The 24,247-nt window shown below is 66.4% G+C and carries 27 protein-coding genes; 10 read left to right on the forward strand and 17 right to left on the reverse strand.

Translation table 11 applies throughout. The annotated features are described in order from the left end of the window. Positions 1–38 precede the first annotated feature (38 nt). Entirely contained in the window at positions 39–275 is a 237-nt protein-coding gene (locus tag HMPREF3151_RS09470) for a glutaredoxin family protein (RefSeq protein WP_070475288.1), read from the reverse strand. Positions 276–359: 84 nt separating this feature from the next. Between HMPREF3151_RS09470 and HMPREF3151_RS09475 the strand changes: the two genes are divergently transcribed. Together HMPREF3151_RS09475 and HMPREF3151_RS09480 are read left to right on the forward strand one after the other, a co-directional pair. Further along, on the forward strand, positions 360–1,394 hold the full coding sequence (locus HMPREF3151_RS09475) for an HAD family hydrolase (protein WP_070475289.1): 1,035 nt from the start codon (positions 360–362) through the stop codon (positions 1,392–1,394). Then, the gene (locus HMPREF3151_RS09480) at positions 1,387–1,890 is read left to right on the forward strand and encodes a GNAT family N-acetyltransferase (RefSeq protein WP_070475290.1); all 504 of its coding nucleotides are present in this window, start codon (positions 1,387–1,389) and stop codon (positions 1,888–1,890) included. Before HMPREF3151_RS09475 ends, HMPREF3151_RS09480 begins: the two co-directional genes overlap by 8 nt. 1 nt (position 1,891) lies before the next feature. Here the strand turns inward: HMPREF3151_RS09480 and HMPREF3151_RS09485 are convergent, their stop codons facing one another. From HMPREF3151_RS09485 to HMPREF3151_RS09505, 6 genes are all read right to left on the reverse strand, one after another. Further along, positions 1,892–2,362: an ASCH domain-containing protein gene (locus HMPREF3151_RS09485; protein WP_070475291.1), complete on the reverse strand. Its 471-nt coding sequence runs from the start codon at positions 2,360–2,362 to the stop codon at positions 1,892–1,894. A 237-nt stretch (positions 2,363–2,599) separates the two neighbouring features. Continuing rightward, a complete protein-coding gene (locus HMPREF3151_RS11645) occupies positions 2,600–2,701 on the reverse strand; it encodes a 30S ribosomal protein bS22 (protein ID WP_003855542.1) in 102 nt (33 codons plus the stop codon). Between the two features lie 208 nt (positions 2,702–2,909). After that, on the reverse strand, positions 2,910–3,101 hold the full coding sequence (locus HMPREF3151_RS09490) for a helix-turn-helix domain-containing protein (RefSeq protein WP_034997092.1): 192 nt from the start codon (positions 3,099–3,101) through the stop codon (positions 2,910–2,912). Between the two features lie 178 nt (positions 3,102–3,279). Then, positions 3,280–4,089 (reverse strand): pyrroline-5-carboxylate reductase, encoded by an 810-nt coding sequence (gene proC, locus HMPREF3151_RS09495; protein ID WP_070475292.1) that lies wholly within the window; start codon positions 4,087–4,089, stop codon positions 3,280–3,282. A gap of 29 nt (positions 4,090–4,118) precedes the next feature. After that, positions 4,119–4,994 (reverse strand): hypothetical protein, encoded by an 876-nt coding sequence (locus tag HMPREF3151_RS09500; protein ID WP_070475293.1) that lies wholly within the window; start codon positions 4,992–4,994, stop codon positions 4,119–4,121. Further along, positions 4,994–5,959: a Ppx/GppA family phosphatase gene (locus HMPREF3151_RS09505; protein WP_083290293.1), complete on the reverse strand. Its 966-nt coding sequence runs from the start codon at positions 5,957–5,959 to the stop codon at positions 4,994–4,996. Before HMPREF3151_RS09505 ends, HMPREF3151_RS09500 begins: the two co-directional genes overlap by 1 nt. A gap of 33 nt (positions 5,960–5,992) precedes the next feature. Here HMPREF3151_RS09505 and HMPREF3151_RS09510 point away from each other — a divergent pair, with 33 nt between their 5' ends. Then, on the forward strand, positions 5,993–6,904 hold the full coding sequence (locus HMPREF3151_RS09510; RefSeq protein WP_070475295.1) for a DUF3109 family protein: 912 nt from the start codon (positions 5,993–5,995) through the stop codon (positions 6,902–6,904). Between the two features lie 7 nt (positions 6,905–6,911). Here HMPREF3151_RS09510 and HMPREF3151_RS09515 read toward each other — a convergent pair whose 3' ends face one another. From HMPREF3151_RS09515 to HMPREF3151_RS09525, 3 genes are read right to left on the reverse strand one after another with little or no spacing between them, the layout of a single operon-like run. Continuing rightward, positions 6,912–7,601: a response regulator transcription factor gene (locus HMPREF3151_RS09515; protein WP_070475296.1), complete on the reverse strand. Its 690-nt coding sequence runs from the start codon at positions 7,599–7,601 to the stop codon at positions 6,912–6,914. A gap of 1 nt (position 7,602) precedes the next feature. Further along, the gene (locus tag HMPREF3151_RS09520; protein WP_070475297.1) at positions 7,603–8,772 is read right to left on the reverse strand and encodes a sensor histidine kinase; all 1,170 of its coding nucleotides are present in this window, start codon (positions 8,770–8,772) and stop codon (positions 7,603–7,605) included. A 15-nt stretch (positions 8,773–8,787) separates the two neighbouring features. Continuing rightward, positions 8,788–9,534 (reverse strand): phosphoglyceromutase, encoded by a 747-nt coding sequence (locus HMPREF3151_RS09525; protein WP_070475298.1) that lies wholly within the window; start codon positions 9,532–9,534, stop codon positions 8,788–8,790. A 281-nt stretch (positions 9,535–9,815) separates the two neighbouring features. On the opposite strand from HMPREF3151_RS09525, the gene HMPREF3151_RS09530 reads away from it, so the two are divergent. Continuing rightward, positions 9,816–10,952 (forward strand): chymotrypsin family serine protease, encoded by a 1,137-nt coding sequence (locus HMPREF3151_RS09530; protein WP_070475299.1) that lies wholly within the window; start codon positions 9,816–9,818, stop codon positions 10,950–10,952. A 67-nt stretch (positions 10,953–11,019) separates the two neighbouring features. Next, a complete protein-coding gene (locus HMPREF3151_RS09535; RefSeq protein WP_141741394.1) occupies positions 11,020–12,165 on the forward strand; it encodes a chymotrypsin family serine protease in 1,146 nt (381 codons plus the stop codon). Here HMPREF3151_RS09535 and mshA read toward each other — a convergent pair whose 3' ends face one another. Together mshA and HMPREF3151_RS09545 are read right to left on the reverse strand one after the other, a co-directional pair. After that, complete coding sequence (gene mshA, locus HMPREF3151_RS09540; protein ID WP_070475301.1) at positions 12,166–13,428, reverse strand: D-inositol-3-phosphate glycosyltransferase; 1,263 nt, start codon at positions 13,426–13,428, stop codon at positions 12,166–12,168. A gap of 122 nt (positions 13,429–13,550) precedes the next feature. Beyond that, positions 13,551–14,537: a MinD/ParA family ATP-binding protein gene (locus tag HMPREF3151_RS09545; RefSeq protein ID WP_070475302.1), complete on the reverse strand. Its 987-nt coding sequence runs from the start codon at positions 14,535–14,537 to the stop codon at positions 13,551–13,553. Between the two features lie 143 nt (positions 14,538–14,680). Between HMPREF3151_RS09545 and HMPREF3151_RS09550 the strand changes: the two genes are divergently transcribed. Together HMPREF3151_RS09550 and HMPREF3151_RS09555 are read left to right on the forward strand one after the other, a co-directional pair. Beyond that, positions 14,681–16,375 carry a long-chain-fatty-acid--CoA ligase gene (locus HMPREF3151_RS09550; RefSeq protein ID WP_070475303.1) on the forward strand — a complete coding sequence of 565 codons (1,695 nt, stop codon included), beginning with the start codon at positions 14,681–14,683 and terminating at the stop codon, positions 16,373–16,375. 33 nt (positions 16,376–16,408) lie between these two features. Continuing rightward, entirely contained in the window at positions 16,409–18,145 is a 1,737-nt protein-coding gene (locus HMPREF3151_RS09555) for a long-chain-fatty-acid--CoA ligase (protein WP_070475355.1), read from the forward strand. Positions 18,146–18,489: 344 nt separating this feature from the next. On the opposite strand, the gene HMPREF3151_RS09560 is transcribed toward HMPREF3151_RS09555, so the two are convergent. Beyond that, positions 18,490–19,491, reverse strand: coding sequence for a UDP-N-acetylmuramate dehydrogenase (locus HMPREF3151_RS09560; protein ID WP_371441216.1), 1,002 nt, complete (start codon positions 19,489–19,491; stop codon positions 18,490–18,492). 24 nt (positions 19,492–19,515) lie between these two features. Here HMPREF3151_RS09560 and HMPREF3151_RS09565 point away from each other — a divergent pair, with 24 nt between their 5' ends. Genes HMPREF3151_RS09565 through HMPREF3151_RS09575 form a run of 3 tightly spaced genes read left to right on the forward strand, consistent with a single transcriptional unit; the run spans position 19,516 to position 21,606 of the window. Further along, positions 19,516–20,007, forward strand: coding sequence for a DUF2505 domain-containing protein (locus HMPREF3151_RS09565; RefSeq protein WP_034997073.1), 492 nt, complete (start codon positions 19,516–19,518; stop codon positions 20,005–20,007). After that, positions 20,007–20,816 (forward strand): class I SAM-dependent methyltransferase, encoded by an 810-nt coding sequence (locus tag HMPREF3151_RS09570; RefSeq protein ID WP_070475304.1) that lies wholly within the window; start codon positions 20,007–20,009, stop codon positions 20,814–20,816. The genes HMPREF3151_RS09565 and HMPREF3151_RS09570 overlap by 1 nt, the downstream gene beginning before the upstream one ends. 10 nt (positions 20,817–20,826) lie before the next feature. Continuing rightward, positions 20,827–21,606 (forward strand): LmeA family phospholipid-binding protein, encoded by a 780-nt coding sequence (locus tag HMPREF3151_RS09575; RefSeq protein WP_070475305.1) that lies wholly within the window; start codon positions 20,827–20,829, stop codon positions 21,604–21,606. Here the strand turns inward: HMPREF3151_RS09575 and HMPREF3151_RS09580 are convergent. From HMPREF3151_RS09580 to HMPREF3151_RS09595, 4 genes are all read right to left on the reverse strand, one after another. Beyond that, entirely contained in the window at positions 21,594–21,869 is a 276-nt protein-coding gene (locus HMPREF3151_RS09580; protein WP_070475360.1) for a DUF2516 family protein, read from the reverse strand. The genes HMPREF3151_RS09575 and HMPREF3151_RS09580 overlap by 13 nt on opposite strands. Positions 21,870–21,913: 44 nt before the next feature. Beyond that, a complete protein-coding gene (locus HMPREF3151_RS09585; RefSeq protein ID WP_070475306.1) occupies positions 21,914–22,453 on the reverse strand; it encodes a CGLAU_01105 family protein in 540 nt (179 codons plus the stop codon). Positions 22,454–22,467: 14 nt separating this feature from the next. Further along, positions 22,468–23,751: a DUF445 domain-containing protein gene (locus HMPREF3151_RS09590; RefSeq protein ID WP_083290288.1), complete on the reverse strand. Its 1,284-nt coding sequence runs from the start codon at positions 23,749–23,751 to the stop codon at positions 22,468–22,470. A gap of 98 nt (positions 23,752–23,849) precedes the next feature. After that, positions 23,850–24,218 (reverse strand): hypothetical protein, encoded by a 369-nt coding sequence (locus HMPREF3151_RS09595; protein WP_070475307.1) that lies wholly within the window; start codon positions 24,216–24,218, stop codon positions 23,850–23,852. Positions 24,219–24,247: the final 29 nt, after the last annotated feature.

Raw genomic sequence — 24,247 nt, forward strand, 5'->3', positions numbered from 1 at the left:
CTCCAGTCCGGTTGAAAATCACACTAAAGGATAGTCCTTTAGTTGGACAGCTCCGCGTCGAGGTCGTCGTTGTCCACTTCCCAGCAGGCGAACTCCTCGCCGTCGATGACCACCACCGGCACGCGGTCGCCGTACTCCGCAGCCAACTCGGGATCTTGGTCCACGTCCACCAACGCGAGCTGAACGCCGTGCTTTGCCACCACAGGGGCGATCTGGCCCGCCACCCGCTCGCACGAACCGCACGTGGACCGGACCATCAGCTCCACCTTTTTCATCCCCGCTCCTCCTGTGAGTGCATTTGCCAGGGCGTTGTACGATTGCACACGCTAACACCCCCACCCGAAAGGGCCCGTAGTTCCATGTCTGATCAGCGCGAACTCCTCGCGCAGTGGTCCCAGTCCCAGGGCAACCTGCGCCGCTTCCTTGAAGAGCGCGTCATGCCCCCGCTCGACGACGACGCGCAGCGCACCGCCGGCCGCGCCGCCGCAGCCGCCGCAGTGGAAGAGACCTTCGGCATCAACATCGACGACTTCGCACTCGGCGTGGACTCCGTCGGCGGCGCTTTCGAAACGGCCGGCCGCCAGAAGATCACCCCGCCCGACCCGGAGGTCCCCCAGGACACCGAGGCCGCCGCGTTTTTCGACGTGGACAACACCCTCATCCAGGGCTCGTCGCTGATCCTTTTGGCCCAGGGGCTGTTTCGCAAGCGCTTCATCACCCTGTCCGAGCTCGCGCCCGCGCTGCGCAAGCAGATCCGCTACCGCGTCTCCGGCTCCGAAAACGCCGACGACATCGCCGAGGGCCGCGAACAGGCTCTGGCCATTGTGAAGGGCAAGAGCGTGGAGGAGCTCAAGCAGGCGTGCCGGGAGATCGTGGACAACCGGATGCTGGAGAAGTCCTACGCCGACACCATCGAGCTGGCCTCCATGCACCTCGCCGCCGGGCAGCAGGTGTGGCTGGTCTCCGCCACCCCGGTGCAGATCGGCCAGGCACTGGCCGAAACGCTCGGCTTCACCGGCGCGCTTGGCACCGTGGCGGAGGAAAAGGACGGCAAGTTCACCGGGCGCCTCGTCGGCGACATCCTGCACGGCCCCGGCAAGAAGCACGCCGTGGCGGCGCTGGCGGCGCTGCAGCAGCTGGATTTGTCCAAGTGCACCGCTTACTCCGACAGCATCAACGACCTGCCCATGCTGGAAATGGTCGGCTCGCCGGTGGCGATCAACCCGGACCGGGCGCTGCGCAAGCACGCCAAGGCCCAGGGCTGGGCGGTGCGCGACTACCGCTCCGTGCGCCGGGCGGTGCGCCTATCCGCCCTGCCGGTGTTGGGCGTCGCGGGTGCCGTCGCTTTGCGACGGTTGTGGAACACGCGGCAAGAAAGGACTCACCGTGGATGATTCTTTTGCGCTGCGCACCCCGCGGCTCAGGTTGTCTGTGCCCTCAGACACGGATATCAACGCCATCTTTGACATCCACTCCGACACCCGCACCTACGAGCACCGGCCCGAGCTGGCCATGAAGACCAGAGAGGAAGCCGTAGAACTGGCACAGTCTTGGCAACAGCATTGGATTGAAAAGCAGCTGGGCTATTACACCGTGCACACGCTCGACGGCACGACCATCGGTTTTACAGGGGTACGCCACAGCGAAGAGGCTGGCGAGGACGTCCTGAACCTCTACTACCGTTTCGCACCCGAATCGCAGGGCAAGGGCTACGCCAAGGAGGCCGCAGCCGCTGCGATTGCCAGCGCACGCGAGCGTTTTCCACAGCTGCCCATCGTCGCCATCATCGATCCGTCCAATCAGGCGTCCATTGGCCTTGCGCTCAAACTCGGACTACAGCACGTCCCTGGGGCAGGAGTTCCAGGCGACTACGAGGTGTACCGACTGTAGATCAACGGTGGGTGCTCGGCCACGGCTCCATTGGTGTGATCGGGTAGCGCTCATCGACGGTAAAGCGTTGGCACACCACTTGGGTGTCGTCGTCGATATCAAGGTCGCCGATGTACTCCACGAATTCCGGTGAACGCCAATACCGTTCATGCCCAACGCGCCATTCACCGGCGTCTGCGTAGCCCTCCCCCTCAGCGATGGCGTGCTCGTCACTCACGTCCGCCAAGCGCCGAACCTGCACGTCCGTCGTACGGATGACGCACACCACGTTGTCGTGTGAGTCAAGGACGGCCTCAAGGGAGCCCACTTCCTCGTTTGGCTGGAAACCGTCGGAATATTCAACCAGCAGCGATGCCGTCGCGGTTTTCATACCGTCCAAGATCGCTTGAACAAGAACGTCTCGAAGCGGGCCCGGGAAGGCGAACTCGCCACGAGGCAGCTCCGAAACGGGGGCTAAAGCGTCCTGCGTCATACGGCCCCATATTACGTAGCCAGAGGGATGCGTCTCCCTGGCGCGGGTTCTGGGACCCTAGATGCTTACCCCAGGACGCTTACTTCTCGAGTGACGCGGCGGCCGCGGCCGGAGGTTCGTCGAGAAGTAAGCGTTTAGAAGTAAGCATCCTCGGGCGGTAAGCATCTAGGAGTAAGCATCCTGCCGCAGAAACGAAAAACCCGCCTCCCTCAACGGAGGCGGGTGAAAGCGCACGGCTTACTTGCCGAGCTTACGACGCTGCACGCGGGTGCGGCGGAGCATCTTGCGGTGCTTCTTCTTGGACATGCGCTTGCGGCGCTTCTTAATCACTGAACCCATTGGGCTACCTCTTTCCTGTTCAACGTGCGTACGTACGCGGCCGGCGCAACCGCTTCCGCGGCCCGCGGGAGGTGCACACTCCCACAAGAAGTGGCCGACCTGATCGTTCAAAGCATACCGGCAGGGCTTTTCAGGGCCAAAAACCCCCGCCGCACCGGAAACCGGCACGGCGGGTGTGTTCTCGAGGTCCTGTAAACGAGACCGGCAGCTATCCCACGTCGTAGACGGAGGACTCCAGGTACTCGCTCACTGCCGTCTCGTTCACGCGGAAGGAGCGGCCCACGCGGACGGCGGGCAGCTCACCGGAGTGGACGAGGCGGTAGACGGTCATCTTGGAAACACGCATGATCTCCGCGACCTCGGCGACCGTCAGGAACTTTCCTTTATCTTCGTTAACCACTTAATTCATACCTCTCGGCACGCAAACGCGCTGCAGGCTTCCCCTCCCGCAGGACGAACACGCACGTGCTTGAACCACCCTAACGTGAAACCAGCGCCGAGTGCGACTTAAGTGGAAGAAAATTTTCAAAGTGCAGGCAGTGAACCCACAGAAACGGTTGTGAAAGTTGGGATTTGGGCTACTTACCCAACTCGTCCGAACGCTCCGCGCAGATCTCGGTGGCCCGGTAGAACGCGCCGCGCAGGCCAGACTCCTCCAGCTCGCGGATCGCGCGCACCGTGGTGCCAGCCGGCGAAGAGACCTTCGCCCGCAGCTGCACGGGGCTGTCCTCGCCCTCGAGCATCGCGCCGGCGCCGGCGGCGGTGGCGCACGCCAGCCGCTCCGCCAGGTCGCGCGGCAGACCGAGCGACACGCCCGCATCGACGAGCGCCTCGGCCACCAGGAAGAAGTACGCGGGACCGGATCCGGAGATCGCGGTCACGGCGTCCATCTGCGATTCAGCAACTTCCACGACCTGGCCCGCGGCGGCCAGCAGCTCCACCACAGCCTTGCGCTGCTCGTCGCTGACAAACCGTCCGCAAGCGGCGGCGAGCACACCTTTGCCCACCAGCATCGGCGTATTCGGCATCACGCGCACGATCGGGGTGCCGGCGGCGGAGACGGCACCTTCCATCGCACTGATAGTTACGCCCGCGGCCATGGAGACCAGCACGGTCGAAGATCCCGAGTCGGTCAGCTCCTCTCCGACCTCCGCGATGACGTCCAGGATCTGTGCGGGTTTGACGCACAACAGCGCCACGTCCGCGTCGCGCACGGCCTCGCGATTGTCGGAAGTGGTGCGCACCCCGTAGCGCTCCGACAGCTCGGCGCTTCGGGACGAGGACCGGTTTGTCGCGGTGATGGAGCCCGGCTCCACCCCATTGGCGACGAGGCCCGAAATGAAGGCCTCGCCGATGTTGCCTGCACCAATGACGGCGATGCGTTCCATGTCGCTCCTCAAAAAGATGGTCGGGAGTTTTACAGCAGTGCCGGGCCGAAGGCCACCACTGCGGCGGCCAGGCCGGCGATGATCATGGTGACCTTGTCGCGGCTGCCAGCCATCGCGCCGACAGCGGCAACCACCGCGGCCACGGCGCCGACGCCAACCAGCGCGGCCACAATCGCCATCGTGTTGGCCCACAGCCACTTGAACGCGAGGAAGCCCAGCACGCCCAGCAGCACGCCGAAGAACACCAGCAGGACAAGCAGGATCGGGTTAACCGATGCCTCTTCGACCTCGTAGTCGGTGTCGTACTCAGCAGCCGGCCCGTCGAAGAGTTCTTCGTCTTCGCGCTGCGCCTGCTGCGGCTCCGGCGCGTCTACGGTGCGGATCTCGTTGGTGTCGTCCGGCTGCGAGAGCTTCTGCTTTGCGACGGGCTCCGCCTTGCCCTCAGCTTTACCCTCAGCCTTTCCTTCGACTTTGCGCAGCACGGTGGTGTCGTCGGTGGCCGGCTGCACCTTGGTGACCGAGGATCCCGCTGGCGCTGCCTTGGGCGCCTGCGGGGCCGGTTTCTCAGACGGCTTTTCGGCTGGTTTGTCGGCTGGCTTTTCTGCGGGGCGCAGCTTCACGGACTCAGCCCGGGCCGGCTTCGACGCCACCTTCGGTTCAGGCTCCGGCTTCGGCGCCTGGGTGGGGGTCTTTTTGGGGGTATCCGAAGGTGCGTCGATAGGCACGCTGGAGTGCTTCACCTCAGCCGGCTTGGCGTCGACCTTCTTAAACGAGTCGGTCAACTCGGCGACGGAGACACCGCCGTCCTCCAGGCTGCGGCGGCGGCGTGGGCGGCGCGCACCGGACGGGTTTTCCTTCTCGGCGCGCGCGAGGAGCTCGGCAACAGTGAGCTGTTTGTCGGCCATTAGTTGTCGTCTCCTTTATTTGCTTCTTGCTCAGCGTCCAAAGACCCCTTGTCAATGCGCTTGAGAATCACACCCTCGCGCAAGGCCCACGGGCAGATCTCCAACTTATCAACATTCAGTGCGCGCATCGCGGCTTCCGCCACCAGCGCACCAGCGACGATCTGGTGGGAGCGGTCCGAGTTGATGCCCTCGAGCTCCGCGCGGTCCGCCGCCGTCATGCGGGAAATAAACGCGATGAGCTGGCGCAAACCCGGTGCAGTCAGGGTGCGCTTCACAAACGGTCCAGCCGACGAAGGCGCAGCACCGGTCAGGCGGGCCAGCGAACGGAACGTCTTGGACGTGCCCACGGCCAGGCCAGCCTCCCCCATCGCCTTGAACTGCTCGGCAGGCCCGGCGAGTTCTGCGTCGATGTAGTCGCGCAGCATGTTGATCTTCTTGCGCTCCGGCGGGTCGGTGTCGAACCACTCGTGAGTCAAGCGCCCCGCACCCAGGTCTAGGGACACCGCGAGGTCCGGCATCTCCTCGGTGCCCGTGGAGATCTCCAGCGAGCCGCCGCCGATGTCGAAGTTGGTGATGCGGCCGGCGGACCAGCCGTGCCAGCGGCGCGCCGCCAAAAACGTCAGCCGCGCTTCCTCTTCGCCGGAGAGGATGTTCAGCTTCACGCCGGTCTTCTTCTCCACGCGCTTGAGCACGTCGGCGGAGTTGGTGGCTGAGCGCACCGCGGAGGTGGCGAACGCCACGAGTTCTTCGCACTTGAGGTTGTCCGCGAGGTCGGAGGCCTCCTGGACAGCGTCGACAAGCTTGTCCACGCCCTTGTCCTCGATATTGCCCTTTTTGTCCAGCAGCTCAACGAGACGCAGCGGCTGCTTCCAATCGCTCATCGGCGTCGGCCGGCTACCGCTGTACGCGTCGACCGCCACGAGATGGATCGTGTTGCTGCCGACATCTAATACACCTAATCGCACCACCCCAGGGTAACGGGTCTACCGTGTCCAGGTGTGAATCAACCAGCCCCGAAACCCGTTTTTCTCGGCTTCCCCGCGGACTCGCCGGCAGGCCGCTCCATCCTGGCAGGTCGCGAAACCCGCCCCGATTTCCCGCGCGAATGGTTCGAATTCGTCCACCCGGATGATCCGAACCACATCTTCTCCATCGATCTAACCTGGGCGGAAGCCACGTGGTCTTGCCGCTTCGGCACGCCCGAGTGCCTCGGCATCGACGAGTCCAACCCGGCCGTGGGCTGCTGCATCCACGGCGCCTACATCGCAGATGAGGAAGACCGCGACACCGTCTACAACGCCGTCAAGGAGATGCCGGCGAAGTACTGGCAGCTGCGCCCAGCCGAGACGGACGCCTACTTCGCTGCAAACGACCCGACGTGGCTCGAGCCGTGGCTGGAATGGGACGAGGAGGAAGAAGACGCGCTCGAACCCGACCCCGACGACGAAGAGGCCGGCCCCCACATCAAGACCAAGGTCGTCGACGGCGCCTGCATCTTTGCCAACCGCCCCGGCCACCCCACCGGCGCCGGCTGCGCGTTCCACCAATTCGCCATGGCGGAAGGCCGCAACATTGTGGGCACCAAGCCGGAGGTGTGCTGGCAGGTGCCGTTTTCCCGCGAGGACGCGTGGGAGGAACGCTCAGACGGCCAGGAGATTCTGCGCACCACCATCGGCGAGTACCACCGCCGTCAGTGGGGCGGCGGCGGAGAGGACTTCGACTGGTGGTGCACCTCCGCACCCGCGTGCCACACCGGCGGCACACCCATCTGGCAGTCCATGAAAGACGAGCTCATCGCACTGATCGGGGAAAAGCCGTATCGTGTCGTCGCTAAGCATTGCGAAAAGCGAGCTCAGCTTAGCGACGACCTCCGGGCCACCCACCCCGCGACCCAAGCCGCGCGCGAGTAGCCGCGCCTCACGCCTCGAACTTGTAGCCGAGGCCGCGCACCGTGACCAGCTGGGTGGGCCGCGACGGCTCCGCCTCGATCTTGGTGCGCAGGCGCTTGACGTGCACGTCCAGGGTCTTGGTGTCGCCGACGTAATCGGCGCCCCAGATACGGTCGATCAACTGGCCGCGGGTGAGTACCCGGCCGGCGTTGCGCAGCAGGTACTCCAAAAGGTCGAACTCTTTCAGCGGCATGGGCACCGGCTGGCCGTCCACAAGCACCGTGTGGCGCTCGACGTCCATGGTCACGCGGCCGCCCTGCAGCAACTGCTCGTCCTCTTCCTCGACCACCTCGGCCTCAGGGCCGCGGCGCAGCACCGCGCGGATACGGGCGACCAGCTCCCGGGTGGAGTACGGCTTTGTCACGTAATCGTCCGCGCCCAGCTCCAAGCCCACAACCTTGTCGATCTCGCTGTCGCGGGCGGTGACCATGATGATCGGCACAGACGACTCAGCGCGCAGCTTCTTGCACACCTCGGTGCCACTCATGCCCGGCAGCATCAGGTCCAGCAGCACCAAATCGATGTCCTGGGATGCGAACAGGTCCAGCCCTTCCTGTCCGTCGGCGGCCACGACCGCCTCGAAGCCTTCCTTACGCAGCAGGTAGGCCAAAGGATCGGACAGCGATTCCTCGTCTTCAACGATGAGAATGGTCGTCACTTCACTCTTCCTTTTCTGTTCCGCCGACGGCCTCGGGGTCGTACAGGGGCAGCTCGATGGTGAACGTGGAGCCCGTCCCAGGCCTCGACCACAACGTAATGCTACCGCCATGGTTCGCCACCACATGCTTCACGATGGCCAAACCCAACCCCGTGCCACCCGTGGAGCGCGAACGCGCCTTGTCCACCCGGTAGAACCGCTCGAACACACGCTTTTGATCCTCCGGCGCGATACCGATGCCGCGGTCGGTGACCCGGATCAGCACCACGTTGTCGCGCACCAACTTCTGCGTCACACTCACCGGCTGCCCGCTCGGCGAATAGTTGATCGCGTTAGTGATCAGGTTCGACACCGCCACGGTGAGCATCGCGCGCTCCCCCATCACCCGCAGCCCCAGACGCTGGCCGCGGTTGAGCTCAATGCCGTGGTTTTCAGCCGCGACTAGGTTGCGCGAGACCGCGTCGTCCACAATGTCGTCCACCCGCACCGACGCCATATCCGGCAGCGCCTCCGCGCCCTGCAGCTTGGACAGGGAAATCAGATCCGTGATCATCTCCCCCATGCGGTGGGCCTCTTTATGCAGCTTGTTGCCGAAGTAGTCCACCATCTCCGGGTCCGTGGGGTCCTGCAGCAGCGCCTCGGCCAGAAGCGCCATACCGCCAACCGGAGTCTTCAGCTCGTGGGAGACGTTGGCCACAAAGTCGCGCCTGGCGTTTTCCATGCGCACGTTTTCAGACTCGTCCGAGCCGTACACAATGGCGTACGAGTTGTCCGTCAACGTCAGCGGCGCGACCAGCGCGCGCACGTTACGGATGCGGCTGCCGGTGGTGCGCTGCGGCAGATCCAGGTCGAGCACGTGCTCTTCCTGCTGCTCAAGCACGTCCTTCGCCACCTCCAGCACGCGGGGGTTGACGCTTCCGTCGTGCACGATGGACATGTCGTGTGCCCGCGCGTTGGACAGCATCACGTTGCCGCCGCGGTTGATCACCGCAATACCGGTCGGCGAACCCTGCGTGACCAGGTGCAGCACCTGGCTGACCGCGGCGACGGTGTCGTCCTGGCCACCGTCGTCCGCGCGATTTCGGGCGCGCCAGCGAAGCGCCCGCTGGCCGAGCAGCACAGCGGGCACGGTAAGCGCGGTGCCGATGAGAAAAGCGAGAATCGGCGTCACGGTTTACTTCGAGGCCTACTTCTGCCCCTGGTTCGCCACAGCGGCGGCGCCCGCCTCTGCCGCCTCCGGGTCCAGATAGGTGCCACCGGGGTTGAGCACCTTGCCATTCTCGTCGATCTCGTAGACCAACGGCATGCCGGTGGGGATGTTCAGCCCGGCGATGTCCTCGTCGGAGATGTTGTCCAGGTACTTCACCAGCGCGCGCAGCGAATTGCCGTGAGCTGCGACCATGACGTTCTTGCCAGCCATGGCGTGCGGCGCGATGACGTCGATGTAGTACGGCAGGAAACGCTCCACCACGTCCTTGAGGCACTCGGTGCGCGGCACCTCAGGCAGGAAGGCGTAACGCGGATCGTCGGTCTGCGCGTACTCGTTGTCCGTGTCGATCTCCGGCGGCGGAGTGTCGTAGGAGCGGCGCCACTCCATGAACTGCTCCTCGCCGAACTCGTCGCGGATCTCCGCCTTGTTCAGGCCCTGCAGCTTGCCGTAGTGGCGCTCGTTGAGGCGCCAGTTGCGCTCCACCGGGATCCAGTGGCGGTCCGCCGCGTTCAACGTGATGTTGGCGGTGCGGATCGCGCGACGCAGCAGCGAGGTGAACAGGATGTCCGGCAGGACGCCCTTTTCCACCATAAGCTTGCCGGCGTTGACGGCCTCAGCCTCGCCCTGTTCGGTCAGGTCCACGTCCACCCAACCGGTGAACTGGTTCGACTTGTTCCACTCGCTCTGCCCGTGGCGAACGAGAATCAGCTTTCCGTTACCCATGCCTCCAAGCATGCCACGGATGGGGACAGCTGTCGGGGGTTTACCGGGGCGGGTGCGGTTTTGGGGTTTGCGGAGTGGAATCCCGGCCGCTCCGGGCGCCGCTCGGGCACTGCTCAGTCGCCGCCCGGCCCCTCACCCACGGATCCAGCTAGTCGCACCTCGTTTTTCGCCTCCAGGGGCCGATTAGCTGGACCCTTGTAGCTGGATCCGCGAGCGGTAGCGGCCGGGCGGGGAGGGCCGGACCGCCCCGTGCCTGCGGGCAGGGTTTAGGGTCTGAAGGCATGTTGAAATCCCGCCCCGTAACCCGCCCCGCAGCTGCCCTCGCAGCCACCCTCGCCGCCGCCTGCGTCGCCCTCGGCGCCCTCGGCACCCCAAGCACCGCCGCCGCAGCCCCCGCACTCGCCGCGCCCGGTGCGCCGATCGCCATGCTCGACGAAGGCTCCGACTCCTTCGCCGACACCGCGCGGTGCAGCCAGGGCCCGGTTGGTACCGTGCGCACCCCGGACGGTGAGACGAAGCAGGTGATGGTCACCGCGGCGCACTGCCTCGAGTCCAAGAGCAAGACTGTCCGCCCGGTCGTGTTCACGCCGCTGCGTGAAGGCGGCAAGGTGGGCTACCCGCGTGTGGGTGACGTCGATAGGCAACGCACCCCGTTTGAACTGGGCAACGGCGAGTTGATGGACTTCTACCGCATCATCGACGAGCCCGATTGGGCGACGGTGCGCCTCGCGCCCGGTGTGGAGGCGTCGGGCGCGGCGTCGTCGGTGGACCAGAAGGGCCGCGGCCCGTCCGCACCGGTGGCGATCACGGGGGTGAAGGACTACCGCAATCTGCGCGGCGACGAGCTGATCAGCTTCGACAACGCCGGCCAGCCCATCTGCAAAGACGGGATGCGCACGGGCCGCTCGTGCGGCGTGCAGATGTTCCGCACCCAGAACTTCGTGTGGCACTTCGGCGTGGGCTACGAGTCGGGCGATTCGGGCGGCATCAACTACGATCCGCGCACCGGCGAGGCTGTGGGGCTGAGCATCATCGGCTTCGGCCCGCTGGGCAACTCGCAGCAGGTGGATCGCGCTCTTGAGGACGCCTACGGCATCCCCGACGGCCAGGTCAACGAGGCGTTCACCCCGGCGGCCCCTGCCCCGCGCGCCGACTTCGCGCCGTTGTACGAGGAGGTCGGGCAGTTCTCCCCTGACAAGGCACCGCAGCTTGTCGACGGCCCCCAGCCACGCGAGCTGCTCGACCGCGCCGTCATGGGCGCGCAGGCGGACGCGGCGCGGTTCAGCGCGGAAGCCGCGCAGCTGCCGCAGGCTGAGGATCCGGTCGTGGCGGCGCAAGACCTCGCCGGCCGCGCAGGCGTGGCGGCGCAGCAGCACGCCGACGATGTGCGCGGCGCCGTCGACGCGTTCCTGCGTTAAATAACACCGCTGACCTCTGGCGTGGTTTTCGGCGCGATCAGCGGACTCGCGCGTTAAGGTTATTCTCATGCGATTCAGTCTCCGAACACCAGCCGTAGCACTCACGGCAGCCAGCATCCTTACAGCTCAAACTATTCCCGCACCGGCGGAAGCCGCGCCCGCGCTCGTCGCACCCGGCGCGCCGATGCGCGTGTTCCCGCAGGATCCGCCGAAAACAATCGACCTGCCCACCGGCGAGAAGCTGACCATGCCGCGTGACGGCTGGACCGGCACCTGCTCCCAGGGCCCCAACGGCACCCTGCACTTGCCCGGCAAGGAGCCGCAGCGCGTGATCCTCACCGCGTCGCACTGCGTGAACACCATGCCCGGCTTCCCGGAGGTGAAAAACGAGTTCTACGCCCCCGTGGGCACCGAGTACAAGCGCATCGGCGAGCGCGTGGCGTCCAACCACGTCACCCCGGAAGCCATGAGCCTGGGCAACCCGATGCAGTCCATCCGCACCGCCGACTGGGGCGTGGTGCGCATCGACGACGGCGTGACCGAGACCGGCCTGTCTCACTCCCGCGACTTCAACGGCGGCGTGCAGGGCGAGCCGGTGAAGATCACGCACGTGCGCGACTTCCGCACGCTCGCTCCGGGCGAGGTCTCGGTCGACAACTTCGGCCAGCCCATCTGCAAGGACGGCGCCACCACGGGCCGCACCTGCGCCAAACAGATCGGCCGCACAAGAAACGGCATCTACAGCTGGGGGCTGAACTACGTGCAGGGCGACTCCGGCGGCGTGAACTTCGACCCCCGCGACGGCGCCGCGGTCGGCGTGTCCTCCATGACGCTCGGGCCGCTCGGCAAGGCGCAGCCTGTGGACCGCATTATCGAGGACGCCTACGGCATCCCCGACGGCCACGTCAACGAAGTGTTCACCCCCACCGACTCCACCGCGCCGCGCGAGAACTTCACCACCTCCGGCGATGAGGAAGAGCGCGTCGCGGCCGAGATCAAGCAGCTCAACCCCGACTTCAAGCAGCCGGCACCTCGCGAGGAGCTCCGCAAGGCCGTCGACAATGCCCAGCAGGAAGCGGCCGGCCTAGCGCAAAAGGCCTCGCAGGGCCAGTTCGACCCGGCGGAGATCAACCGCGCCATCGGATACCACTCAGACCGCATCGGCTACTGGGGCGGGGCCTCCATCGGCGAGGAGATTGGCAAGCGCCTCTAGCTACATTCCGCCGGCGTCCCGGGTGGCCTCGCCCGGGACGTAGCCGGACAGGGTGTCGGCGTAGACCTCCATCAGTTTGTCCGCCGAGGCGGCCCAGCTAAACGCTTTCGCGTGGCTGACGGCCTGTTCACCCATGTGGATGCGCGTGGGATCGTCGATAAGCAACTGTTCGAGTGCTTCCGCCCACGCCTCCGTGCCGTGGCCCTGAACCAGCAGCCCCGTCTCCCCGTCCGCGACCGCGAGCGGGAGGCCCCCGACGCGCGCCGCGACGACCGGAGTGCCCGTGGCCTGCGCCTCCACCGCGACCAGTCCGAAGCTCTCGTTGTAGCTGGGCACCGCCACAATGTCCGCGGCCTGGTAGATGCTCACCAGCTCCTCCGGCGGCCTCGGCCCGAGGAAACGGGTGCAGCCGCCGATGCCCTCTTCCGCGGCGAGCTCGCGGTAGCGCTCCACCGACGAGCCCGCACCACTCGCGCCGCCGCAGATGATCACGCGCAGCGGGCCGTCGACGCGGCCGCGGCGCACCACTTCCCCCATCGCCTGAATGAGCACCTGCGGGCCCTTGAAATCCTGCAGCCGGCCCACAAACGCCACCACCTTCGCGTGCAGCGGGATACCCAGGTGGCGCCGCGCCAGCTCCGTGTTGCGGTTCGTTCCGGGGGTAAACAGCTCCGTGTCCGCGCCGGGGCTGACCACGGAAATCTTCGCCGGGTCCACGTCGTAGAAGCGCGCGAGCTCGCTGGTCTCGTCCTCCGTGTTGACCACCAGGACCTCGGCGTTGTCCACCAGCTGCTGCTCGCAGATGCGGCGCGCCTCCGACTCCGAAGCGTCAGTGGCGTAGGCGTTTTTCACCGCCGCCCAGGTGTGCCCGGTGTGCACCAGGGGGATGCCCGCCAGGTCCGCCAGAAGCCACCCCACCTGGCCGGAGAGCCAGTAGTGGGAATGGATCAGGTCGTAGTTTTCGTCGTTCGCGCGGGCGAACTGCACCACCCCGCCGGAAAACGCGGCGAGCTGGGTGGGCAAGTCGTCCTTCTCCAGCCCCTCGTAGGGCCCGGCCACCACGTTGATAACCCGGTAGCCGGGCTCCACCTCCACCACCTCGCCCTGGCTGGGGCGGGTCGCGCGGGTGAACACGTCCACCGTGGTGCCCTGCCGGGCCAGCTGGGTGGCGGTGTTGTGGACGTAGACGTTCATGCCGCCCGCATCACCCGTCCCCGGCTGCTCGAGCGGGGAGGTATGCATTGAGATCATGGCGACGCGCATGCGGGCAAGACTAGCGCGGCGGGTGGGTGGACGGAGCGGAATAGTTCACTATCCCCAGGTCACCAAAAGCTCACGGCAGAATAATTCACGGGCGAATGAACGATCCCGCATACCCGCACCCGTCAGTGGGCGGCGTGGCGGTGCCAGGACCCGAAGTCGGCGGCGACCGTGGCCGCGAGGTGCTGGTACGCCTTCAGTGTTGTCGGGGCGACGCGCTCCAGGTCCACCACGGCGCCTTCGGCGAGGTGGCGGTCGTAGGGGATGGTGTGCACCGCGCGGGTTCGAGAGGCAAAGTGGTCGGCGACCTTGCCCATGTCGATGGTCGGCTTACCCGGCGCGGACGCGGAGATGACCACGACTGCGTTGGCGGCGAGCTGGTCGTAGCCGTGCAGGTTCAGCCAGTCCAGGGTGGCCGACGCGGACTGTGCTCCGTCGAGCGCAGGCGAGGTCACCAGCACCAGCGCGTTGGCGAGATCCAAAACGCCCGCCATGGCCGAGTGCATCAGGCCTGTGCCGCAGTCGGTGAGGATGACGTTGTAGTGGTGCTGCAGGATGTCGATGGCGCGGCGGTAGTCGTCCTCCGAGAACGCCTCGCTGACAGCTGGGTCGCGCTCGGAGCCGATGACCTCCAGGCGCGAGGACGCCTGGTTGGTGTAGGCGCGTACCTGCGGGTAGCGCTCCGTGCCCGGCGCCTGCAGCAGGTCGCGGATGGTCGCCGGTGGTGCGGTGGCGGCGCGCTGGGCGAGGGTGCCCAGGTCCGGGTTGGCGTCGACGGCGATGACACGGTCGCCGCGGGTCTGCGCGAACACACCGCCGAGTGCGACCGTGGTGGTGGTTTTGCCCACGCCGCCTTTCAGGCTCATCACGGCGATGCGGTAGTCGCCGCGCAGGGGTGCCCGGATGGCGTCGAAAAGCTGCTGCTGCTCCAGCTCCCGCCGGGAACCGCCCGGGTTGATGCGGCCGCGTGTGGCGGAGTGGATGAGCTTGCGCCAGCCCTGCTTTGGCGGCGCTTTCACCGGGTCCACCAGGTTGGACTGGTCCAGCACCGCAGGTGGCGTGAGCTCAAACCCGGCGTCAGCGTCAACGGACGGCTCGAAATAGGTAGTCATGGTCTCCCCCAATTCCCCCTTGCATGGTTTCGCGCCACAGCCTAGGGCAAACCCGCGTGTGCCGCAGCGCAACAAACCTACTGCAACGTAGGTTACACTTGTCGCCATCTTGTTTCGTCCAACTAACCATAAGGAGGGCCTCCGTGGGAGCCTTTGACACCAAAGCCTGGATCGACCACTACGCCAAGTGGACCGACCCCGCCCCCAATACCGGGACGGACACCCTCGTGAGCTGGTTCAACCAGTCAGTGGCCATGCAGCCGAAAAGCACGGCCACCTGGTTCATGGGCAAAACGATGACCTACGCGGCACTGAACGAACAGGTCGCCCGCGCCGCCGCCGGGCTGACACAACTGGGCGTGCGCCGCGGCGACCGCGTGGCCGTCGCACTGCCGAACTGCCCGCAGCACGTCATCGCCGTCACCGCCATCCTGCGCCTGGGCGCGACCGTGGTGGAGCACAACCCGCTCTACACCGCGGCGGAACTTCAGCCGCAGTTCGAAGACCACGGCGCCCGCATCGCAATCGTCTTCGACCGAGTCGCGGGCACGTTTACGCAATTAACCCAGAACACCCAGCTCGAAACCGTGGTGGCAGTGAACATGCTCGAAGAAACCCCGCTGCACCTGCGCGCGGCGCTGTCGCTGCCCATCCCGCCGGTGACCAAACTGCGCGCCGAGCTGACCCAACCCGCCCCCGACGCGATGCCGTGGCGCGAGTTCATGCGGCAACGGTCCCGCTCCGTGCACTTCCCACAGATCACCCAAGAGATGCAGGCGTTCATCCTCTACACCTCGGGCACCTCCGGCAAGCCCAAGGGCGCGCCGCTGACGCATGGCAACATCGTGGCAGTGCTCAAGGCCGGCATGGAGTGGCTGGAGGACTGGGGCGCGGTGCGCGAGAAAGTTCTCGGTGTGCTGCCCATGTTCCACATTTACGGCCTGGCGTTGAACTACGCGCTGCCGCTGACCATCGGCGCGGAGATGGTGCTCGTTCCGGCGCCGAAGCCGAAGCTCTACCAGGCTGCGATCACAAAAACGCGCCCGACCGTGCTTCCTGGTGTGCCCACCCTCTACGACAAGATCATCGACTGGGCGGTGGAAACCAACGCGGATCTCTCGTCCATCCACACCTCCATCTCCGGCGCGTCCACCCTGCCTGTGGAAACCATCGAGCGCTGGGAAGCCGCCACCGGCGGGCGTCTCATCGAGGGCTACGGGCTGACCGAGACCGCCCCAATCCTGGCCGCCAACCCCCTCGACGGCACGCGGCGCCCCGGCTACATCGGCCTGCCGTTTCCCAACACCGAGATCCGCATCGCCGACCCGGACGACCCGTCGCGCACCATGCCCGACGGCGAACCCGGGGAGCTGCTCGCGCGCGGCCCCCAGGTCTTTTCCGGCTACCTCAACAGCCCCGAAGCCAACGAGCGCGCGTTCCACGACGGCTGGTTCCGCACTGGCGACATGGCCGTCATGGAGCCGGACGGCTGGATCAAACTGGTCGCGCGCATCAAGGAAATGATCATCACCGGCGGCTTCAACGTCTACCCCGACGAGGTCGAAGGCGTGATGCGCAACCACCCGGACATCGAGGACATCGCAGTCGTGGGCCGCCCGCGCCCGGACGGCTCCGAGGATGTCGTCGCCTGCATCACGCTTATCGACGGCTCCGCCCTCGACCCCGACGGCCTCAAGGCCTACGCCCGGCAGCGCCTGACCCGCTACAAGGTCCCGCGCGACTTCTACCACTTTGACCAGCTCAACCGGGACCAGACCGGCAAGATCAGGCGGCGGGAAGTGCGCGACACGCTCCTCCAGTTGCTTACGCAACCGTAGGTTCGGGGATGAGAAAAGCGTAGGGTGGTGCGCATGGCTCTCACCCCATCCAACGTCAACGACGAAAAACCCTGGCTGCAGTACTACCCCGAGTGGACCGCACACTCGCTGGAATACGGCGAGAAAACCCTCGGCGAGCTGTACCAGGAAAACCTGTCGAAGAACGTCTCTCGCATCGCCACCAGGTTTTTCGGACGCACCCAAACCTTCGGCGAGCTCGACCGCGAAGTGCGCCGCGCCGCCGCCGGGCTGAAGGCCTTCGGTGTGCGCCCCGGCGACCGCGTGGCCATCATGCTGCCCAACTGTCCCCAGCACGTCGCCGCCTTTTTCGCCGTGCAGATGATCGGCGGTGTGGTAGTCGAACACAACCCCCTCTACACCGCCCACGAGCTGCGCCCCCAGTTCATCGACCACGGCGCCCGCATCGCCATCGCCTGGGACAAGGCCGCCGACACGCTGGAGAAACTGCGCGCGGACACCCCGCTGGAAACCGTGGTCAGCGTCAACATGACCAAGGCCATGCCGCGCGCCCAGCAGCTCGCCCTGCGCATCCCACTGCCCAAGATCCTGGAGGCCCGTGCGGCGCTCACCGCCACCAGCAAGAACACCTCCCTGCACACGGTGCCCTGGGAGTCGCTGACCAGCTCCGCCATCGGCGGCCTAGGTGCAGACCTGCATGTTCCCGAGGACGTCACCGCGGATTCACCCGCCGTGATCCTCTACACCTCCGGCACCACCGGCACCCCGAAGGGCGCGGCGCTGTCGCACCGCAACCTCATCGCCAATCCGCTGCAGGGCCAGGCCTGGGTCAAGGAGCTGCAAGAAGGCAACCAGCGCATGCTGGCCACCCTGCCGTTCTTCCACGCCTACGGCCTGACGTTCTCCCTGACACTGACCATGCTGGTCGGCTCCGAGCTCGTGCTCCTGCCGGCGCCGAAGACGGACCTGATCATGAAGGCCATCCGCATCACCCCGCCCACCTTCATCCCGGGCGTGCCTACCGTCTTCGAGCGCATCGTGAAGACGGCGAAGAAGAAAAACGTGGACCTCTCCGAAGTCAAGATCGGCTTCTCCGGCGCGTCGTCGCTGCCCGCCGAGGTCATCGAGGACTGGGAGCGCGCCACCGGCGGCCGCCTAGTCGAGGGCTACGGGCTCACCGAAACCTCCCCCATCATCGTGGGCAACCCCGAATCCGGCGACCGCCGCCCCGGCTACATCGGCATCCCCTTCCCCGACACCCAAATCCGCATCGTCAACCCCGACAACCCGGACGAGGACATGCCGTTCGGCGAAGCCGGCGAAATCCTGGCCAAGGGCCCCCAGGTCTTCTCCGGCTACTTCAACAACCCCGAAGCCACCGAGAAGGTCTTCCACGACGGCTGGTTCCGCACCGGCGACATGGGGATCATGGAGGAAGACGGCTTTATCAAGCTGGTCTCCCGCATCAAGGAGCTCATCATCACCGGCGGCTTCAACGTCTACCCGGCGGAGGTCGAGGAGGTCATCCGCACCCACAAGGACGTCGCCGACGTCGCGGTCGTGGGCCGCCCGCGCGAGGACGGCTCCGAGGATGTCGTCGCATGCATCGTGCTTAACGACGGCTCCGCCCTCGACCCCGACGGCCTCAAAGACTTCGCCCGCGAGCGCCTCACCCGCTACAAGGTGCCTCGCACGTTCTACCACTTCGACGAGCTGGCGAAGGACCAGATGGGCAAGATCCGCCGCCGCGAAGTGCGCGACGACCTTCTGTCCAAGCTCGCCGAGCGCTAGCGCTTCGGCGGTGCTGGCGCGGGTCCGGGCGCAGGGCTGGGCGCGGCGGCGTTTAGCGCGTAGCCGCGGCTGGCGGCGACCACCCCAAGGTCCTACTCACCCCTAAACCGGCTACCTACAACCGGCTGCCAGCACAAAAACGGCATAGTAGCCGGTTGTAGGTAGCCGGTTTTCCGCGCTCTGTGCCATCGGACCGCACTAGCCCACAGGTGGTGACTTGGTTTTCACCATCTGTGCGAGTGCGCGGCGACAGCAGCGGGGGCTGGGTCACGGAGCGGGCTGGGGGCACGAAACAGGCTGAGGCCCGAAACGGACTGGAGCACGGAGCGGGCTGGGGCCGGCACCTAGAGGCCGACCCAGACGGGCTCGGGGTGCAGCTCCACCCCGAACGCGTCGCGGACCTGGGCCTGCACGCGGCGGGCAAGGTCGACGATGTCGGCCGCGCGGGCGTTACCGCGGTTGGTCAGGGCGAGGGTGTGCTTGGTGGACAGGCGCGCCGGGGCATCCTCTCCGGGGAAGCCGCGGTGGCAGCCGGCGCGCTCGATGAGCCAGGCCGCCGACAGTTTCTCTTTGCCGTCGCCGGTGGCAAACCGTGGCATGCTGTCCTCGCCCACCTGGGCGGCGATCTCGTCGGCAAGCTCGGACGGCACCACGGGGTTGGTGAAGAACGAGCCGGCGGACCAGGTGTCGTGGTCGGCGGCATCGAGCACCATGCCTTTCGCCCGGCGCGTCTCCAGCACGGACTCGCGCGCCTCGGCCAAAGAAACGCGCGCTCCGCCCAGGTGGCGCAGCGGGATGGACTCGTCGGTCTTTTTCAGCTGCAGCTCGATCTCCAGCACCACGGCGCGCGAGGTGAACTTCAGGTTGGAGTACCGGTACGCCAGATCCAGCGAGGACGCAGGCACCCACTCGTTCACGCCGGTCTCGCGGTTCCAAAGGCGCACGCGGGTGAGCACGTCGGCGATCTCCGCGCCGTAGGCGCCGACGTTCTGCACCGGGGTCGCGCCCGCGGAGCCCGGGATGCCGGACAGGGCCTCGATGCCGCCGAGGCCGTGCTCCACCGCGTAGGCGACTACTGCGTCCCATTCGGTGCCGGCTTGGATGCGCAACCGGTGGTCGTCGATAAGCGAGATGCCCTCGTTGCGCACAAGCACCGCCGCGAGATCGAGATCGCCGTCCGCCACCACAAGGTTGGAGCCGCCGCCGACGACCAGCAGCGGAGTGCCGTCGCGGTCGAGCTGAGCCACAGTTTCGGCGAGTTCGTCGGCACTATGGCACTCGTAGGCCGCGGCCGGGGTACCGCCGACGCGCAGCGTGGTCAGGGAGGCGAATGATGGGGCAATCACGTCCACAACGGTAGTCTGTGAGCCATGACTGCACGTAGTGAGATCACTGTGACCATCAACCAGCCGATCGAGAAGGTCGCGCAGGCCTACAGCACCCGCGAATACTGGGAGTTCATCGCCGAGAAGCTCTCCCCGGAGCCGGGCGAGCTCAACGAGTTCGCGGACAACACCGCCACCCTGTTTGAGATCCTGCCCAAGTCCATCCTCCCGGAGGCCGCGCAGGCCATGGTCTCCCAGGACCTCAAGCTCAAGCGCGTGGTTACCGTCGGCGAGCTGGACGGCGACACCGCCAAGCACACCATGACCGGCGACGTGAAGGGCACCCCGGTGGACCTGGGCGCCGAGTACACCGCCACCCGCGACGGCGACAACACCAAGCTGGACTACGAGCTCGAGGCGAAGGTGAACATCCCGTTCATGGGTGCCGCACTCGAGCCGAAGGTGGCCGACGCGCTCGAGGAGATCGTGGAAAACGAGGCGAAGCTTACCGAGCAGTGGATTAGCGAGAACCTCTAATTCCCCACTACCACAACCTGCGCGCCACCCCGGGTTCCGCCGGCAAGCCCTACGGGGTGATCACCCGCGGCACCACCGGGGTAAATCGTTTGCGCAGGTCAGACCGCTGGACCCGCTTTAACCCGCGGGTCCAGTCCCTTTTGCGCTCCGCCGCCGCGCCGCTGGCGGTGGACGTGGGCTACGGCGCGTCCCACACCACCACCGTGGAGTGGGCCGGGTGGCTGCGCCAGATCCGCCCCGACATCGAGGTCGTGGGGCTGGAGATCAACCCCGAGCGCGTCCTCCCGCCGCGCGACGGCGTCCGCTTCGAGCTGGGCGGCTTCGAACTCGCCGGCTACCGCCCCCACCTCGTGCGCGCCTTCAATGTGCTGCGGCAGTACGACGTGGACCAGGTCCCGGACGTGTGGCGCACGGTGTGCGCTGGGCTTGCCCCCGGTGGACTGTTCGTGGAGGGCACCTGCGACGAGCTCGGGAGACGCTGCGCATGGCTGCTTATCGACGCCTCCGGTCCCTGCACGCTGACCCTGTCCTGGGACCCCTTCCACACCTCGAAACCCTCGGACGTGGCGGAGCGGCTGCCCAAGGCGCTCATCCACCGCAATGTGCCGGGCGAGCCCATCCACCAGTTCCTCGCAGACGCTGACGCGGCCTGGGAGCGCGCCAGCGGCTGGGCTCCGCACGGCCCGCGCGTGCGGTGGCGCCACGCGCTCGAAGACCTGGCCCGGGACTGGCCGGTGCACCCGCAGCGGCGCCGCCTGGCCGACAATTTTGTCACTGTGGATTGGCTGGCAGTCGCTCCTGCTTCGTAAACTGGCCCGCATGAAAACTGCGTGGAAAGTTGTCCTGTCGATCATCGTGGCGGTGCTACTGCTGTTCATCGTGGCGGAGGCGGGCATCCGGGCGTTCGTGGCCAACCAGGTCACCTCCCAGGCCCCGGAGGGCACGTCGGTGTCCTTCGGCGCCAGCCCGGTGACCATCGGGCTGCTCGGCGGCAAGTTCCCGCACATGACGGTGGACCAGCAGTCCGACCTGCAGATCAACGGCGACCAGATTTCCGGCACCCCGGCGTCCGTGGTGGACATGGACAACGTGCGCCTCAACAACGGCGAGCCGGTGGCTGAGTCCGTGCGCCTGACCACGGAGCTGCCCAACGACTTCGTGCGCGCCATGCTAAACCAGCAGATCCAGAATCAGATCGGCGACATCTTCCTCGCCAACGTCATCACCGTCTCCGACGTGGTGTCCAACGAGGAGGCCGGCACGTTCTCCATCGTGTTCACCTCAGGCGCGGCCGGGATTGAGCTGCAGCCGGTGATGCAGGACGGCCAGCTGACGTTCCAGGCGCGCAGCACCGAGCTGTTCGGCTTCGCGCTGCCCGACGACGTCGCCGACGCCATCAGCTCCGCCATGTCACAGGGCGTCGAACAAGAGGCCACCGGCGGGATGAGCGTGGAAGACTTCACGGTCATCCCCGGTGGCCTCCGGGTAACGGTTTCGGGCAACGACGTGAACTTCAAGGAGCTGCAGGATATGCAGGAGTCCTCGCAGATGCCGGGGCAGCCGGAGCAGGCGCCCCAGCAGCCCGCCTACCAGCCGTAGTCGCCGTTTAAGATGCGCTGGATCTGCGGGCGCACATCGAAGAAATAGATGCCGATGGCCACTGCGCCGAACCACGCGATGAACGGGAAGCGCAGCAGGCACGCCAGCGCCGCCAGCGCCAGGATGCCCACCCAGGCGCCCTTGGACTGGCGGTTCGCCGCCTCGAAAGCGTCGGCGCGGGTGGTGGCCGCCATAACAGCGCCGACGACGCCGGCTACGCCCACCACCAGCATCAGCACCATACCCACACGGGACGGCAGCATCATGATCTGGTGAATTTGGCTGACAGCGGCGGTATCCATGGCGTTTACTTCTTCAGGTCCTCGACGTTGACGGTGTTGGTGGTGTTGTCCACAACTTCGCCGTCGATGATATCGCCGCCGGTCTTCTCGCCGGCGAACTGGTCCTGGATGCGCTGCACCAGGCCCTCGAAGCGGGTGCGCAGGTCGTCCACGGTGCCCTCGATGCCCTCGGTCTGGGTGCCGTCGAGGCGCTCGTTGAACGCGGCGCGTGCGTCGTCGATAGTGCTGCGCAGCTTCGCCTTCACGTCGTCGGTGAACTGCAGGTCGCGCTCGCGCAGGCTGTTGAAGAGCTTCTCCGCCTCGTCCGTGAAGTTGGTGGCGGCGCCGCGCACCTCGCCCTCGGTGTTCGCCTTGCTCAGGTTCTGACGCGCGTCCTCGGTGGCGGTCTTAAAGCGGTCCGACAGCTCGCCGGTGGCCTTGGTCAGCGCCGCACCGATAGCGGAGCCGGCGGACAGCAGCGCGTCGCCGGCCTCGCGGAGGTTGTTGCGCACCTCGTCGCCGGAGTTGTTCTCGGTGTTGTTGTTCAGGTTGGTGTTGTCGGTCATCGTTCGCTCCTTCGCTAGTAGAAGATCAGTTGCGAACCAGTGTAAATAGCTAGCCCGGCCAGTGCACCGACGATCGTGCCGTTGAGACGGATGAACTGCAGGTCTTTACCCACCATGAGCTCGATTTTCTCCGCCGCTTCCTCGCCGTCCCACCGCTCGATGGTCTCGGCGATGATGCCCACGATCTGGTCGGCGCCGTTGTCCGCGGCGAAGTGCGTGGCCTTCTCCAGGGCCCGCTCGGCGTCGGCGCGGACCGCAGGGTCGTCGACAAGCTTTTGCCCCCACTCGCGCGCCGAAGCAGCTGCTTTACGACGAAGCCCGCTCTGCCCATCCGACGCCTGCGCCACAATCGACACCGAGAGCTGCTCCCAGATGCTGCCCGCCGCGGACGTGACCGCGCCGGAGCCCATGATGTCGGCCTTGAGCGCCTCCACCCGCGAGATCATCTCCCCATCGAACTGGAGGTCCTGGGCGAACTGGTTGATCTGGCGGCGGATCGCGCGGCGCGCCTCGTGGTGCGGGTTCGTGTCCACGTCCTCCATGAACGCCACCATCTCGTCGTAGACGCGCTGGCCCACCAACTCCTTGGCAAACCGCGGGGCCCAGCGCGGCATCCGCTCGTCGATCATGGTGACCACGGTGTCTTCCATGCCGTTGACCTTGCGGCGCCCCCAGGCGACGATGTCGTCGACGACCGGATCCACCTTGCCGTCCGCGATCAGCCCCTCCAGGGTGCGGCCCAGCGGCGGGCCCCAGATCGGCTCCGCCAGGCGGTCAATGAGCTGGGCGTTGATGAACGCCTCCGCCTCCTTCGGGTCGATGCCCTCGACCATCCGGACGGTGAACTTGCCTGCCTCCTCGCTGACACGCTCCGCGTTTTCCGGCTTGGCCAGCCAGCGGCCCACCCTCTCCGGAATGCCGGCAGCCATGACCTTGTCGGTGATGGTGCGGGCGTTGAGGAAGTTCTCGGACACGAAGTCGCTGAGCACCCCGGCAACCTGATCCTTTTTGTTGGGGATGATCGCGGTATGTGGGATGGGGATGCCCATCGGGTACTTAAACAGCGCGGTGACCGCGAACCAGTCCGCCAAACCGCCGACCATGCCCGCCTCCGCGGCGGCGCGGACGTAGCCGATCCAGGCGGCGTCGTTGCCCTGGGACTGCATCCACGAGCAGGTCAGGAACACCACCGCCATCAGCCCCAGCAGGCTGGTCACCGCGATCTTGTGCTTGCGCAGCACACGGCGGCGCTCGTCCTCGTTGGTGGGGGTGGGCATCATGGAAAGCTGCTCGCTCATGCCCATGATTAAAGCAGGCGCGCCGACACGGACACGAAAAATGCCCCCTCCGCAGGTAGAGAGGGCATTTCTAGGGGTGCGCGCGTGGCGCCGCGCGGTTAGTTCACGCGGCCGGTGCGCTTGCGGTACGCCTTGTAGTCCTTGCGGCCCACGACGACCAGGATGGCACCGAGGACGCCGGTGACCACTGCCTCGACAACGCCGAGGATGAGCAGGCGCTCCGCCAGACCGTGCGTCTGGGAGCCGAAGCCGTAGACCATCGCGCCGGCGCCCCACACGGCCAGACCGATGCCGAAGAGAGTGGACAGGATCAGGCCCATGGCGACCCAAGTCGGGATCCGGGTCAGGGAGGAGTGCGGAGCACTCAGAGACACCGGGTCGTAGCCCTCGATGTAGGTGTCATCGATGCGGCCAGCGTACTCCGGGTAGGACTCGTTGCGGATATCTGCAACTGCGGTGGAACCCATTGTTCTTGCTTCCTTCTTCAGCTTCGGTG

This window comes from Corynebacterium sp. HMSC05H05, assembly GCF_001807265.1.
GTDB lineage: Bacteria > Actinomycetota > Actinomycetes > Mycobacteriales > Mycobacteriaceae > Corynebacterium.

Bases quoted from the DNA above. Each gene is read 5' to 3' on its own strand.
- HMPREF3151_RS11645 (WP_003855542.1), bottom strand. From the start codon at position 2,701: ATGGGTTCAGTGATTAAGAAGCGCCGCAAGCGCATGTCCAAGAAGAAG.
- HMPREF3151_RS09575 (WP_070475305.1), top strand. From the start codon at position 20,827: ATGAAAACTGCGTGGAAAGTTGTCCTGTCGATCATCGTGGCGGTGCTA.
- HMPREF3151_RS09555 (WP_070475355.1), top strand. From the start codon at position 16,409: ATGGCTCTCACCCCATCCAACGTCAACGACGAAAAACCCTGGCTGCAG.
- HMPREF3151_RS09585 (WP_070475306.1), bottom strand. From the start codon at position 22,453: ATGACCGACAACACCAACCTGAACAACAACACCGAGAACAACTCCGGC.
- HMPREF3151_RS09475 (WP_070475289.1), top strand. From the start codon at position 360: ATGTCTGATCAGCGCGAACTCCTCGCGCAGTGGTCCCAGTCCCAGGGC.
- HMPREF3151_RS09535 (WP_141741394.1), top strand. From the start codon at position 11,020: ATGCGATTCAGTCTCCGAACACCAGCCGTAGCACTCACGGCAGCCAGC.
- HMPREF3151_RS09590 (WP_083290288.1), bottom strand. From the start codon at position 23,751: ATGAGCGAGCAGCTTTCCATGATGCCCACCCCCACCAACGAGGACGAG.
- HMPREF3151_RS09580 (WP_070475360.1), bottom strand. From the start codon at position 21,869: ATGCTGCCGTCCCGTGTGGGTATGGTGCTGATGCTGGTGGTGGGCGTA.
- HMPREF3151_RS09565 (WP_034997073.1), top strand. From the start codon at position 19,516: ATGACTGCACGTAGTGAGATCACTGTGACCATCAACCAGCCGATCGAG.
- HMPREF3151_RS09545 (WP_070475302.1), bottom strand. From the start codon at position 14,537: ATGACTACCTATTTCGAGCCGTCCGTTGACGCTGACGCCGGGTTTGAG.
- HMPREF3151_RS09595 (WP_070475307.1), bottom strand. From the start codon at position 24,218: ATGGGTTCCACCGCAGTTGCAGATATCCGCAACGAGTCCTACCCGGAG.
- HMPREF3151_RS09500 (WP_070475293.1), bottom strand. From the start codon at position 4,994: ATGGCCGACAAACAGCTCACTGTTGCCGAGCTCCTCGCGCGCGCCGAG.
- HMPREF3151_RS09485 (WP_070475291.1), bottom strand. From the start codon at position 2,362: ATGACGCAGGACGCTTTAGCCCCCGTTTCGGAGCTGCCTCGTGGCGAG.
- proC (WP_070475292.1), bottom strand. From the start codon at position 4,089: ATGGAACGCATCGCCGTCATTGGTGCAGGCAACATCGGCGAGGCCTTC.
- HMPREF3151_RS09470 (WP_070475288.1), bottom strand. From the start codon at position 275: ATGAAAAAGGTGGAGCTGATGGTCCGGTCCACGTGCGGTTCGTGCGAG.
- HMPREF3151_RS09530 (WP_070475299.1), top strand. From the start codon at position 9,816: ATGTTGAAATCCCGCCCCGTAACCCGCCCCGCAGCTGCCCTCGCAGCC.
- mshA (WP_070475301.1), bottom strand. From the start codon at position 13,428: ATGCGCGTCGCCATGATCTCAATGCATACCTCCCCGCTCGAGCAGCCG.
- HMPREF3151_RS09525 (WP_070475298.1), bottom strand. From the start codon at position 9,534: ATGGGTAACGGAAAGCTGATTCTCGTTCGCCACGGGCAGAGCGAGTGG.